At 38.7% G+C, this 13,604-nt stretch carries 14 protein-coding genes; 5 read left to right on the forward strand and 9 right to left on the reverse strand.

Annotated elements, in window-relative coordinates; genetic code table 11:
* Positions 1-27 precede the first annotated feature (27 nt).
* The 3 genes from MSBRW_RS13215 to MSBRW_RS13225 all read left to right on the forward strand — a co-directional run bounded on the left by MSBRW_RS13215 (position 28) and on the right by MSBRW_RS13225 (position 2,483).
* The gene (locus MSBRW_RS13215; RefSeq protein ID WP_011307243.1) at positions 28-492 is read left to right on the forward strand and encodes a NifB/NifX family molybdenum-iron cluster-binding protein; all 465 of its coding nucleotides are present in this window, start codon (positions 28-30) and stop codon (positions 490-492) included.
* Positions 493-629: 137 nt separating this feature from the next.
* A complete protein-coding gene (locus tag MSBRW_RS13220; protein WP_011307242.1) occupies positions 630-1,811 on the forward strand; it encodes an ABC transporter substrate-binding protein in 1,182 nt (393 codons plus the stop codon).
* Positions 1,812-1,991: 180 nt separating this feature from the next.
* On the forward strand, positions 1,992-2,483 hold the full coding sequence (locus MSBRW_RS13225; protein ID WP_011307241.1) for a LeuD/DmdB family oxidoreductase small subunit: 492 nt from the start codon (positions 1,992-1,994) through the stop codon (positions 2,481-2,483).
* Between the two features lie 10 nt (positions 2,484-2,493).
* Here MSBRW_RS13225 and MSBRW_RS13230 read toward each other — a convergent pair whose 3' ends face one another.
* The 9 genes from MSBRW_RS13230 to MSBRW_RS13270 form a co-directional block, all read right to left on the reverse strand.
* A complete protein-coding gene (locus MSBRW_RS13230; protein ID WP_011307240.1) occupies positions 2,494-3,357 on the reverse strand; it encodes a beta/alpha barrel domain-containing protein in 864 nt (287 codons plus the stop codon).
* A complete protein-coding gene (locus MSBRW_RS13235; protein ID WP_230669755.1) occupies positions 3,350-4,384 on the reverse strand; it encodes a homocitrate synthase/isopropylmalate synthase family protein in 1,035 nt (344 codons plus the stop codon). The genes MSBRW_RS13230 and MSBRW_RS13235 overlap by 8 nt, the downstream gene beginning before the upstream one ends.
* Positions 4,385-4,642: 258 nt before the next feature.
* Positions 4,643-5,653, reverse strand: coding sequence for an ATP-binding cassette domain-containing protein (locus MSBRW_RS13240; protein ID WP_011307238.1), 1,011 nt, complete (start codon positions 5,651-5,653; stop codon positions 4,643-4,645).
* Between the two features lie 2 nt (positions 5,654-5,655).
* Positions 5,656-6,348 (reverse strand): GTP-binding protein, encoded by a 693-nt coding sequence (locus tag MSBRW_RS13245; protein ID WP_011307237.1) that lies wholly within the window; start codon positions 6,346-6,348, stop codon positions 5,656-5,658.
* A 14-nt stretch (positions 6,349-6,362) separates the two neighbouring features.
* Positions 6,363-7,481, reverse strand: a complete 1,119-nt coding sequence (locus MSBRW_RS13250; protein WP_011307236.1) for an ABC transporter substrate-binding protein — start codon at positions 7,479-7,481, stop codon at positions 6,363-6,365.
* A gap of 95 nt (positions 7,482-7,576) precedes the next feature.
* Positions 7,577-8,665, reverse strand: a complete 1,089-nt coding sequence (locus tag MSBRW_RS13255; protein ID WP_011307235.1) for an ABC transporter substrate-binding protein — start codon at positions 8,663-8,665, stop codon at positions 7,577-7,579.
* A gap of 104 nt (positions 8,666-8,769) precedes the next feature.
* Positions 8,770-9,852, reverse strand: a complete 1,083-nt coding sequence (locus tag MSBRW_RS13260; protein WP_011307234.1) for an ABC transporter substrate-binding protein — start codon at positions 9,850-9,852, stop codon at positions 8,770-8,772.
* Between the two features lie 83 nt (positions 9,853-9,935).
* Positions 9,936-10,745 carry an ABC transporter ATP-binding protein gene (locus MSBRW_RS13265; protein ID WP_011307233.1) on the reverse strand — a complete coding sequence of 270 codons (810 nt, stop codon included), beginning with the start codon at positions 10,743-10,745 and terminating at the stop codon, positions 9,936-9,938.
* Positions 10,742-11,698: a FecCD family ABC transporter permease gene (locus MSBRW_RS13270; RefSeq protein ID WP_230670131.1), complete on the reverse strand. Its 957-nt coding sequence runs from the start codon at positions 11,696-11,698 to the stop codon at positions 10,742-10,744. The genes MSBRW_RS13265 and MSBRW_RS13270 overlap by 4 nt, the downstream gene beginning before the upstream one ends.
* Between MSBRW_RS13270 and MSBRW_RS23550 the strand changes: the two genes are divergently transcribed.
* Both MSBRW_RS23550 and MSBRW_RS13280 read left to right on the forward strand, forming a co-directional pair.
* Positions 11,589-11,870, forward strand: coding sequence for a hypothetical protein (locus tag MSBRW_RS23550; RefSeq protein ID WP_230670183.1), 282 nt, complete (start codon positions 11,589-11,591; stop codon positions 11,868-11,870). The genes MSBRW_RS13270 and MSBRW_RS23550 overlap by 110 nt on opposite strands.
* A 574-nt stretch (positions 11,871-12,444) precedes the next feature.
* The gene (locus MSBRW_RS13280) at positions 12,445-13,581 is read left to right on the forward strand and encodes an ABC transporter substrate-binding protein (RefSeq protein WP_011307231.1); all 1,137 of its coding nucleotides are present in this window, start codon (positions 12,445-12,447) and stop codon (positions 13,579-13,581) included.
* Positions 13,582-13,604: the final 23 nt, after the last annotated feature.

Consider the following 13,604-nt stretch of genomic DNA (forward strand, 5'->3'; position numbering starts at 1 on the left):
CTAGCTAAAAAATGGAGCTTGTAATATATGGACACTTGTAATATGGACACTGAACGTACAACTTTAAATGAGGTAGAAAAACAGAGCTCTGAAAAATTCAAGGTGGCAGTTACTTCAAAGAGTGGAAAACTTGTTGACCAGCACTTTGGGCAAACAACCGATTTTATGATTTTTGAGATTAATGGTGAAGATTATAAGTTTCTCGAGACTCGTTCGACAAAGAAGTACTGCAATGGAGGTCACGAGCTTAACAATCAATCCCATGGAAAAAAAGAAGCAATAGAAACTATCTCTGATTGTGATGCTGTACTTTCTATGAAAATAGGCCTGGGTGCACAAAAAAAGCTTGGGGAATTCGGAATTGAGTGTATTGAATATTGTTACACCGTTGAGAGGGGATTGAAATATTTGCAAACCATGAGGAAGCAAAAACAAGTGAAAAAAATTAGCCCACATTCTACAGCATCATTTAAAATCAATAATTTTTCCTGATTCCAGACAGTAATAAGCTGCCATATATTAAGAAGTATCTTTTTGATGATAGCGGATGCTATGTCAAGAGTACCTTTGCAACGAATATTTGACTGGAAAATTATTGCTGTATTCTAAAAATAAAAAGAGGTACCTGGATGAACAAAAAATCAATAGTTATTCTATTTGTTGCAATCACGACAGTATTAGTTTTCACCGGCTGCACGGGAGAAAAAATCAGTCAGGTGGCACAGGATAATACTACAGGAGTATCCACTTCAAACGATAAAAATGTGGAAAATGCGACACACGTATCCACTTCAAACGATAAAAATGTGGAAAATGCAACAAACGTATCCACTTCAAATGATAACAGTGGGGAAACTAGAATTGTTACTGATTCGGCAGGCAGACAAGTAACAGTTCCTTTAAAAGTGGAAAGAGTTGCAGATACCTGGATGGGACATAATGAAGTGCTGGCTATGCTTGGAGCTGATGACAGGCTTGTTGCAACTATGTTCAGCTCCAAAAAAAGACCATGGGCGTATAAAGTTTGCCCTGCCTATTATAACGCTGTAACACTCAGCCCAACATATGATGTGGAAGCTTTGCTTGCTACCAAGCCAGATGTTGTTTTCATGCCAAGCAGAGATAAAAATATCGAGAAAGTATCTGCTCTTGGGGTTCCTGTTGTAGAGGTAAGTTTTACAGATTTTGATTCTATGAAAAAATGTTTTTCAGACACTGCGAATGCTTTGGGAGACGAAGAGGCTTTAGAACGTTCACAGATATATAATGCATATCTGGATAGCAAATTAGAGTCGGTAAGAAATATTTCATCCAGAATACCTTACGACGAAAGGCCAAAAGTTCTCCATCTCGTATCACTGTCACCTTTGTGCGTAGATGGTGGCGGAAATATCATCAGTGATTGGATTGAAGCTGCAGGAGGTATCAATGCTGCTGAAGAAGTAAAAGGTGGTATTATGCAGGAAGTTTCAATGGAACAAATCTTGAAGTGGAATCCTGATGTAATTATTCTTAGTGTGAACGCCAAATCTGAAGAAAAAGAGAAGATAATGAATAGCACGTCATGGAAGAAGGTTAAAGCAGTTCAAAATAACAAGGTGTTTGTAAATCCAGAAGGAGCGTTCATATGGAGTCGAGCTGGAGCAGAACAAGCTCTTCAGATTCAATGGGCTGCAAAAACCATTAATCCAGATATGTTTCAATCCATTGATATAAATAATGAAACAAAATGGTTTTACAAGACCTTTTTTGATTATGAGCTTACAGATGAGGATGTTCAAAAAATTTTGAATGCACAGGCTCCAGATTAATAAGAAACTTTAGTGAAAACTGTGATCATCTAGAGGTATCAAGTTGTTTTGTAAGGCTGAGATACATTAAACAACTCAGCCTTTAGCTTTGTATTCAAGATCTCAGAATAAGTAAACAAGTGGACAGCTACTAAAATATTGAAACATTACAGAAAATTACTTTTCAGGTGAGGTGTGACTGTGAGTCTTATTATAGGCCGAGTCTGGAAATTCGGAGACAACGTTAATACTGATGAAATAATCCCGGGTAAGTATTTGCGGAGCAAAGATGTACAGATCTTTGCAGCTCATGCAATGGAGGGAATTAACCCGGAATTCACAAAAAAGTTCAGGTTTGGAGATATCATTGTTGCAGGCACTAACTTCGGCTGTGGGTCTTCAAGAGAGCAGGCTCCTCTTGCTTTGAAATATGCAGGAGTATCATGTGTTATAGCAAAGTCTTTTGCAAGGATCTTTTTCAGAAATGCAATCAATATCGGGCTACCTCTCATAGAAGTTGATATTGAGTGTCAGGAAGGAGATAAAGTTAAAGTTGATCTGGCCAAAGGTGAAGTTATAATCTCAGAGAAAGGCACGTTCAAGGGAAATAAACTGCCGGATTTCCTGCTTGAGATACTTAATGATGGTGGGCTTGTAGCTCATAGAAAAAAAGTAAATAAAGAGCAAAATTAAAATATTGTACCTAAAACAGATTAGACGCTAAAGACCCTACTAATGGCTTATATGGAAACAATGTCCTTTCACTGGCTTTTGAGACCATTTCAGCCAGAAACGGCAAAGCTTCAAGCTCAATCCCACAATCGTAGTTGTAAAAACGTTTTAATGAAAATGCTGTCTCTTCCATTGAGGCATTACCAGCACGTTCCCCTAGCCCTGTTACTGTTACACTTGCAAACTTTGCTCCCGCCTTATATGCTGCCAGGGTATTTGCTACGGCCAGGCCGAAATCATTATGCGCATGAATTTCAACAGGAGGAGGACTATGATCTGCAATTTCTTTGATTTTGCGATATGTCGTAAAATGGTCCAGGCATCCTACGGTATCTGAATATCGGATTCTTATTGCACCGTAAGAGGCTGCAATACCTGCATATTGAAGCAAAAATTCTGGGTCTGCCCTTGACGCATCTTCAGCTCCTACAATAATCGTTACCTTACAACTTTGAAGATATTCCATGCATTTTTTCAATTGATCCAGCACCCAGGTTCGGCTTTTTTGGAGTTTATGTTCAATATGCAGATCAGATACCGGTAAAGACACATGAACAAATTTAAATCCGCAATCAATTGATGCCTTTAAATCCTCCAAATTTGCTCTATTCCATGCAATAAGGTTCGATTTTATCGGCAGGTTGAGCATTAGTTTCAGGTCTTCACATTCCTGTTTACCCATAGCAGGAATGCCAGCTTCAATCCATTTCACTTTTGCTTTATCTAAAGCTGAAATTATATTCATTCTTTCTTCAACCGAAAACACAACACCTGCAGATTGTTCCCCATCACGCAATGTGGTGTCAATAATTTCAAAGCCTTCATTTCTAATCACAGGAGATTTCTCCTTCAATAGATAAGTGTACATTAGATTCTTTTATCGATTCCATATGTAAATTATAAAGAGTTTTAAGCTGAGCATCTGTCACCGGTTTTTTTTGCAGAACCGCTGTATATCTTACTTTATCAAGCAGTGTAGCTGCTTCCTGCGGACTCAGGGACAGATCCAGTTGTCGAAATTTTTGTGTTAAGGATGCTGTTCCTGAGTGTTTTCCGATCACTAAAAACCTGCTTAGACCAACCTCTTCAGGTTTGATCGCTTCATATAAATTTGGATTTTTGATAACACCGTCAACATGGATACCGGATTCATGTGCGAATACATTTTTTCCTATAATGGCTTTTTCTCCGGGCAATATAATACCAGCCCTGCGTAAAATGTTCTCACAATCTGCTGCAATAGTATAACCATTCGGTACCTGTTCATTTTTCCACAAATGCCTTGCTGCCATTAAGACCTCTTCCATGGCTGCTACTCCTGGAATTCCAATACCGCTAACTGCCGTTGCGACATACTCAACGCCCGCCCTTAATGCTGAAAGCGTATTGGCAGTGGCCATCCCATAATTATTGCATCCCATGTACTCAACAGGACATTGAGTTATATTCGTGAAAAGATTAAGTTTATTATAAGTAGTGAAGGGGTCCATTTTCCCATTTACATCGCCCAGTATCAACCTTTTTATCCCGTACTCAGCAATGAAGGGGTCTAGTATATCTACTATATTTACTTCTTCTACTGGGAATTCCAGCGCATTATCAATACTTAGATAAATTTCCTGATCATTACTACAAACTGTTTGCAATACAGATTGCAATGATTCAATTGATTTAAGTATATCAGGTATGGGGACAAGTGGATCAAGAGAAGTATTGATTACGATTTTAGAAAAACCAAGTTCTTTCGCCTTGAATATCTCTTGCCTGGTACATCCGACTCTGCATCTTAAACTTTTCAAGAAGTCATCGGTATCGAATTTGAACATATTTTTCTCTAAATTATTTAGCGAGACATCTGCCACGTCCAGTGAATACTTCTTCAAAACGGACAGAGCAAACTTAAAATCGGCAGGACTATTAAAACCCAGGCGTAGTATCTCATTTATTGTATAATCTACAATTGAAATTTTGATGTTTTCCTTCAGTTAAATTCCTCTCCCGACACTATTTTAACTTGAATTCCATTTATTTGGTTTTATTTGGTTAAATGAATGAATAAAAAACTGTATTCATTCACAAGTAGATATTTAAAATTTAGAAATCTTTTCTTTCATAATTCATTATCCCAAACACCAATTGAGTTCGGTATCAATCCTCTCTCCATTTCTCAACATGTCACGCAGTTCAATAATTTTGCAATCAAGACGTTCCATATACCTCAAATTCTTTTTTTCCTGCTGACTCGTCTCAATTATATTAAACATTGCACCATTCCTGATCACTATCCGGCGATCGCCCATTAAAGCTAGTAGTGGATCGTGAGTAGATATGAGCACTATTTTTTCTTTATTAACTAGAAGTTCCAGAGCTTTTCTCCTGTTAACTCCTGCATTCTCGATCTCATCAATCAAAACAACAGGCGATGTACTTAACAAAGCTGTATCAGCAATCATTAGTGAACGTGCTTGACCCCCACTGAGTTGAGTAATTGAAACATCGTCATTAAATTTTTCTCCGGTAAGTCCATTTGCAGTACAAATTATTTTATTAACCGTTTCATCCTTCTTGGAAATCATACGGCATTCAGCATGCATAGTAATGAATTCCCTTACCGTGAGGTCTACAACAAAATTCATGTTTTGGGACAACTGTGACACTATCTTTTGGTCCATTGAAAAGCGTTTCTTTGCTTCAGGTACAAGCCCGTTTATTAGAACCTGCCTTCCTGTCGGCGTATCTTTTTGTGCCATACATTCGATGTCCGCCAGCAGCCGACTTTTTCCGGAACCAGTAGGACCAACAATACAAACTATTTCGCCAGGTTTCAAGGTAATGCTTGCATCCTCTGTATTCCCTAACTTGTCTTTTCCCCCAATTACCGTAAGGGAGCTTATTTGATGTTGATTTTCGGGAATAACATTTATTTGGATTATTGCTTCGATATGGTTTAATATCTGTTTTTGATCCATTCCTGAATCCCTCAGGAATTCATCTGTCAATCCTGCAAGCCATTCCTGCAAGGTTAAGGACTGAGGTAGTTCTTTTAATCCAATTGATGCAAAAAAATCTGCAACAAATGGATGAAAATTTAAAATGTCCTTAATCGATGAAGTTAACAGATGATCATCCACATTTATACCCCCTTAAAAACCATTTTTTTTGCATTTCCACGTTGGTAATCTTTACTGATAACAGTTTCTCCTACACAATAAGGACATACAGCTGACGGCATGGAAAAACGTAATTTCCTACCTTCAAGCTTTTCTACTTCGGTTGCACTGCGCAAGTAATAGCTTAAATCAAAAGCTCCCTGGCCAGTAATTCCATTGACAAACATAATATGGGCTTTAGGATTTGCCAATCTTACATTGAAGGCAAAAACCTCCCTTTCTGCTTGCGATACAATATCACTCTTTGTAATGACGACAACGTCCGCTAATCTCAGCATTGGGCCGATTTTTTTTGGTGTATGAACCCCTGAAAGATTATCAATAACACATACTCCCAGTACTTCTTTAATATGTGGGGAGCATCTGTTGCATAAACCAGCACTCTCGGTAATAAGCATATCCAGGTTGTTTTCTTTTCCCCAGGTAAGGCATTCGTCAATATTACTCACAAAGAAATGGTCAGGGCATAAATTTCCAGAGAGTCCAACCATAACCGGCAATCCCATCTTTTCATAGGCAAGGTCATCTTTTGTAGAAAGTGCATCAAACTTGATAATGCCTATTTTTTTACCTTCTTTTTTTAGGTGTTCAACCGTTTTCAGTATGACTGAAGTCTTACCTACTGAAGGCGGCCCTGCCACTGTAATTAATCTCATCTCACGTATCTCCTTCAAATTTCAGTATCCTGCTTTTCTCGTAAGTATCGAGTCTTTGTAAAAGGAGTGCTCTGCCAGACTTCAAAAAATACCTTTGACGTTAGCCGGATTAATTCCATGGTATCATTGGAACGCACATAATCCCACCCCAGCCATTTCAGTTTAGCATTATCCGGATATCTGTAGTTAACTTCGGGATTTAGAGAAGGATAACAATTATCAACCAGATACTGTCCTAACCCTCTACCCGTAACGTATTTAATTAATACATCCAGTTTCTCCAGCTTTGATTTCTTGGCTAGAATATAAAACGGGAATGCCAGAGCACCATCTTCCGGCCATATTACAGAAGTATTTTCACGCCTTGGACAAATATCAGCCAGAAACCAGGGGATAATATATATGGCTGCGCCAAGCTCACTATTAGAACCTGCGATTCTCGACATATGAACATAATGCAGCATGTTTTTTGTATTGTATGCCAGATATTTTAAGCTCTGAATTCCATGCTCCTTATACAGATCTAAAAATAAGAAAGAATTAAACTCAGAATACGGGTTATTTTCATCTTTCCGCCAGCCGCCAATTATTATTTTGTTATGGTAAATCGGATCAAGAATATCAATCCAACGTCTGGGGATGGGCAGCCCATCCAGTTTCCTGTGATCTACAAGAAAAACAAAAGGAACTACTGCAAAAATAGTAAATTGTTTTTCAGGATCTTCTATACCACAGTCAGCGTATATTGGAGGTAACGGCTTAGGTTGACACGCCTGGAAATAACCTTTATCAATAAATTTTTCAAAAAAGTGCTTCTCAAATAGGTTATCAAATGATGGAGACAACACCATATTAGGAAAATCGTCAATGCTATCCACGTTGTGAATATTTTCAAAAGGGAAATAACCGCTTCCTCCACCCATAGGAAAATAGCAATTGAGTCGGATTCTTTTTTCAATCCTGTGTTTCTTTAATACAGCCTCCAAACCGTCCTTGAAAGTGTATTTTAAAGGAACCGGAATTCTCCCCATAAAATCAAATTCTCCAGGCGAAAGTTCACCGCTGCACAGTTCGGTTTCACACATATAGTCATCTCTTTCTATGGAGAAATCTAAAGAACACCTATTTTCCACAATATTTCACCCCTCTTGCTGTCTTTTTTAGTTACCTTCACAGTTCCTTACCCATTTTAAACTGTAAATATTGACCCTTTTCTCTATTTTTCATGTTAAGTGTTGGCAGGCGGCAAATGCTGCAGTATCCTGTTTGCCTCGTCATCTGTCAGGTTGTAGTGGTAGAACCTCGAATAGTAATCTTTGACCTCATTGGTCATGTTCAAATCCTGGAACAAATCAGGATGCAATGTTTTAGCAAAATACTCCATAAGCAACACTCCTTCAGCACCATAATCCCACCAGGCTACTCCCTGCGGGCAGAGATATACCTTGTTATTCTGTACAGCCTTCAAATTAATGAACTTGGAGTCATTAGCAAATATATCTGTACTGTTAACATGACCTACATAGATCACATCAGGATTCCATACAAGTAGCTGCTCCGGTGTAATTGTTTCAATCCCTTCTGTATCTCCAGAAATATATTTGCCGCCAGCCATCTCCACATAAAACTGCGGATAAGAGTTTTTACCCTGATTTGTCATTGCATCTATGGCATAGTATACTGTTGGGCGCTGACTATCTGTGAGGTTTGCAGTTCTCGATGTCACATAATTTGCCTTCCGATCGAAATATACACCCCATTCGTCAGCAGTCTTTTTTGCATCCGGGCCCATTACTTCACCATAAAGCGCTATTTCCTGCTTCACATATTTTACGAAAGAGTCTACATTCTCAGGATTTCCTGAGTTTTTCTGAGTGACCACAACAGGAATATTACTCGAATTTAATTTATCCCTTGTAAAATCCAGGCAAAATACTACCTGTACTTTTTTGCTTATGAGATCTTCAACATTAGGATTTTGCTGATTTCCATTCATTGGAATATTTCTCAACTGCGGAGCTACCTTATAGGCCCATGGGAAATCGTTGGACACACGTATTGTCACTGCCATTTTGTCTGTTTGATTTAGCAAAATTAATTTTTCATATGATTGACCAGCAAGAGCAGCGACATGAGTCACATTTGCTGGTATAGTTACAACTCGTCCCTCTTGATCTGTTATCTGAACGTATTTATCAGATCCTATCTCACTACCTTGATCAGCCTTTGTGTTACTATGACCTACATGTGTAACGGCAGATACTATTGCAAGGATTGCAATAACCGTAACAATAGCCACTATACCTCTTTTATCCATTCAATCGCCCTAAACTCGTGTATAATTTGTATTGATCAGTTATTTTTCGAGAGATTAAAGTGAAATTTATCTTATCCTGCAATGCTATCGATTTTTTCAAATGATTAATAGCTGGCAGGTGGCAGATGCTGCAGTATCCTGTTTGTCTCGTCATCTGTCAGGTTGTAGTGGTAGAACCTCAAATAGTAATCTTTGACTTCATTGGTCATGTTCAAATCCTGGAACAGCTCAGGATGCAGTGTTTTAGCAAAATATTCCATAAGCAACACTCCCTCAGCGCCGTAATCCCAGTAGGCTACTCCTTGTGGGCAGAGGTATACTCTTTTATCTCGTACAGCTCTTATGTTACTCAATCGAGTATCGTTTGTAATTATATCCGTACTGTTAACTCGGCCTACGAAGATTACATCAGGGTTCCATGCCAGCAACTGCTCCATTGTGACACTTTGAAGCCCTTCCTTATCGGTGTTTTTTGCAACATATCTACCACCAGCCATTTCTACATAGAATTGAGTGTACGAATTTTTTCCCTGGGTTGTTATTGCGTCTGGACCTCTAGCATAGTATACTGTCGGACGCTGACTATCTGTAAGGTTTTTAGTTCTCAATGTCACATAATTCACTTTCTGATCGAAGTATGCACCCCATTCTTCGGCAGTCTCCTTCGCATCCGGGCCCATTACTTCACCATAAAGCGCTATTTCCTGTTTCACATATTTAGTGAACGAGTCTATGTTATCAGGATTTCCTGAGTTTTTCTGAGTGACCACGACAGCTATATCACTTGAATTCAGTTTATCCTTAGTACCATCATATGACAAACAAAATACTACCTGCACTTTTTTGCTAATAAGATCTTCAACATTAGGGTCATTTTCTATAGGTATATTTTTTAGCTGTGGAGCTATCTTAGATGACCAAGGCAAATTGGTCCACGCAGATATCGTGACTGCCATTTTGTCGGTTTGGTTCAACAATATCAATTTTTCGTATGCCTGACCAGCAAGAGCAGCTACTCTGGTGACATTCGTCGGGATGGTTATGTTCCGGCCTTCTTGGTCTGTAATATTTCTGCTCGGATCAGAGTTTTTTATTTCTTTGCTACTGTGATCTATATTTATTGCAGTAGATACTATTGCAATGACTGCAATAACCACACAAATAGCCACTACACTCCTTTTGTCCATCCAGGCACCTCAAATTTTTTTGCTATTGCACCTCAAATTTTTTTGCTATTGCACCTCAAATTTTCTCGCTGTTATGCCTCAGATCAGAAACAGCCTATATTCATATGTGATTCTTGTATTTGCATAGGAATACATGCTCTTCTATGCTCATCTACGTCTATAATTTTAACATCAACTCCATAGGCCTGTTTCATATTATGTTCAGTGACAACAATTTCCGGTTTTCCTGTTTCCATAATTGTGCCCTGATTCATGATAGCTACCTTATTACAGGATAAGAAGGCGTGGTCTGGAAAATGTGAAGTCATTACAACCGATAGTCCAGTTTTAGACAATTCCTTTATGACTTTGAGCGTTCGTATCTGGTTTCCAAAATCCAGATGGGATGTTGGTTCGTCGAGGAGAAGGATCTCGGGCTGTTGAGCTATTGCTCTTGCCATTAAAACAAGCTGCCTTTCACCACCACTGATCTCAGTGTAGGTTTTATTCTTTAGATGCAAAATTCCAAGCCTTTCCAGAGCCTCTTCAGCAATTTTATAATCTTTCGTTCCGGGAACAGATGTTAAACTCAAATGTGGAGTTCTGCCCATCAGAACTATATCGAGAACTGAAAACGCAAAAATTGAACTATTTGATTGCGGGATATATCCGATGATTTTTGCAAGTTCGGTTTCTTTCATTGAATAAATACTCTTATTTTTCAGTAATATCTCGCCACCCTTCAGTTTAAGCAGGCTGTTCATACATTTGATTAAAGTCGATTTTCCGGTCCCGTTAGGCCCCAGTATACATAAGACGTCCCCCTTCTCAACTGAGAGGTTCACGTTTTTGAAGACGTTTTTCTTTCCGTTGTAAGAGAACTCTGCATTCCTAATATCCATAATATTGCTCATGACCATCCCTCGTAGCCTTTTTGGAGTAAGTATATGAAAACGGGTGCTCCTATTATGGCTGTTAGTATTCCCAGAGGAATTTCAATGGATGTGGCTGTTCTGCACACATCATCAACCAGCAAAAGGAAAGTAGCCCCCAGTGAAATGCTTGCAGGCAAAAGCTTTCTGTGATCCGGACCCACAATCATCCTGGCTGCGTGAGGTATTACAAGACCCACCCAGCCAATAATGCCACTTATGCTTACAGCGGAAGCTGTTAAGAACGTACAGCAAAAAATTACCAGCAGCCTCATTTTTTCTGTGTTTACGCCCAGTGAACGCGCTTCATCATCTCCCATTGAAAGAACGTTAATTCTCCATCCAATAAGCAGTAGTGCTGTAAATCCGATCAGAGCAGGCCCTACTATCATCAAAACGCTGTTACTGTTAACTGCAGAGAGGCTACCCATAAGCCAGTATACTATTTCTGGCAGTTTGCTGTCAGGATCTGCAAGGTACTTGATACATGAAATGAGAGCAGAAAAGAGTGCTGCGATAGCTATCCCTCCCAGTACCATCACCAAAATAGTATTGCCCCTAAGCCTTTTGCTGAGATAGTAAGTAAGGATAACTGCAACGAGGCCGAATAAAAAGGCTGTAGCCTGAATCATTACTGCGGAAAAACTGAACAAAATAGCTATTGCAGCTCCAAAACCTGCACCTGATGAGACACCCAGGATATCTGGAGAGACCAGTGGATTCTGGAAAGTCCCCTGAAAAGAAGCCCCTGAGATTGAGAGGGCAGCACCTACAATCATCGCAGATATTATACGTGGCAAACGTATATCCCAAACTACTGTATAAATGGTTGAATCCAAATTTGTGGTGATAGGCGCAAAAACCGATACAATAGCCAGTATGACCTCCATAGGAGATACTGGATATCTGCCAATCATAAAAGATCCAAAAAACAAAAGTATTGGGAGTACAATCAATGTGGTTGTTAAAGATATATTTCTAATGGTTTCCCTGTTTATTCGCCTGTTCATTATTCTTTCCACACCAAACGTTTACAAATTATCCGCAGTTTCTTTCGGAGTATCTTTTTCAAGCTCGCTCATGGAGTTCAACACATCACTACATTGAGGTTTCAGCTATTGTTTTCCTGTTTTACTGCGTTAATTTTGTATGTTGCACTTTAATTCCTCCTTTACTATTTAGTTCTCAATTTGAATTTCTTTGAACGTTTTGTAGTCGATATGTTCATAGAGACATAACAAATTATATATGCCAAAATACCAGTAATCAATTTCCTATATATTAGTATAAATAACTTACCATAAACTCGCTTTCTTACCATGCCTTCGAGCGAACAAAAAAGAGCTAATAGAAGCACTTCAGTTGAAAAAGTATGTTCTTTTTTAATCCGGCCGCCATCTCTTTTTTGCTTTTGATCCCTGCAGCCATTTCTTTTTTGTGATTTATTCATACCTTCCTTTTGAATAATATATTTCAACTGAAAACTTGATAGGCCAATTTATGAAATAACTATATATATAAGATAATCGGTAATTGATTTCTGTGTTAATTAAATATAATATTTGTTATGTCCTGTAGAACATATAACATACTAACTATAGTATGAAATTTAAAATTGGTGTCCAAAGAAGTAAATCGTAAGTTTTGGGATGGACTCATAAAATATTGAAGGGCTATCAAGATGAGAACAACAAAAAGTCCACTAAGTTTGTTAATCGTGCTGTGTCTGTTAATAACACTATCTATACTGCTTATAAGTGGATGCTCACAGAAAACAAGCGATGTTATGGAAACAACATCAAATCCCAATGCTGAGATGGCTGCTGCAGCAAATACGGATCAGGAAACAACAATGTCGGATACTGTAGTGTCAGATACTCGGGTAATTACCGATTTAGCAGGTAGAAAAATCACTTTGCCTGCTGATATTACCAGGATTTCAGTGTTACATCCGATACCGTGCCAAATGGTATGGAGGCTGGCGCCGGAAAAGCTTGTGAGTGCGGACAAGCAGTTTACTGAACGACTAGAATTTATGTCAACTGATGAAGAAAAGAGGCTGCTGGCTCTTCCGATTAATGGAGAATTCCACAGTGACATGAACATAGAAGATCTTTTGGCAGTCAGTCCACAAGTAGTAATAACGTTAACAAAGGATACGAAAATTGAATCAGAACAAAAAAAAGTTGGCATTCCATTCATTGCTGCGTCAAAAGATACGCTTGAAGAGATTGCAGATTCATGGAGATTAATCGGTAAAATTGTTGGAAATGAAAAAGAAGGAAACGAGCTTGGGGATTACTGGGATGAAACCATCAAAAAGGTTACCGATCAAACCTCGAAAATTAAAGAAAGTGATAAGCTCAAAGTATATTATGCGCAGCCAGATGTCACCAAGACGGTTGGGTCCAGAACCATTATGGCGTCTATCATCAGTTTGGCGGGAGGCATAAGCTTCATGGAAGCAAATCCGCAAATGGAATCGGCCAATACAAGTGAAGAAATCCAGGTCTCGCTGGAACAAATCTATCAGTGGAATCCAGATGTTATTATTACTAAAACTGCGAAAGGTCGTGATGAAATTCTCTCGAAAGACGCCTGGAAAGATATTGCTGCCGTAAAGAATAAGCGCGTTTACGCATCTACAAAATACGAGATGCTTGACCGGACACAATCGCTGATGGGACTTTTGTGGACCGCGAAAGTGCTTTATCCGGATAAAGTGAAAATTGACCTGGACAAAGAGGTAAAAACATTTTATTCAAAAGTATATCTTGATAATAACGTGACTAATGATCAAATCAGTCAGACAAATTAATTTCATCCGAATATCCCTCTAGC

The organism is Methanosarcina barkeri str. Wiesmoor (genome assembly GCF_000969985.1).
Taxonomy (GTDB): Archaea; Halobacteriota; Methanosarcinia; order Methanosarcinales; family Methanosarcinaceae; genus Methanosarcina; species Methanosarcina barkeri_B.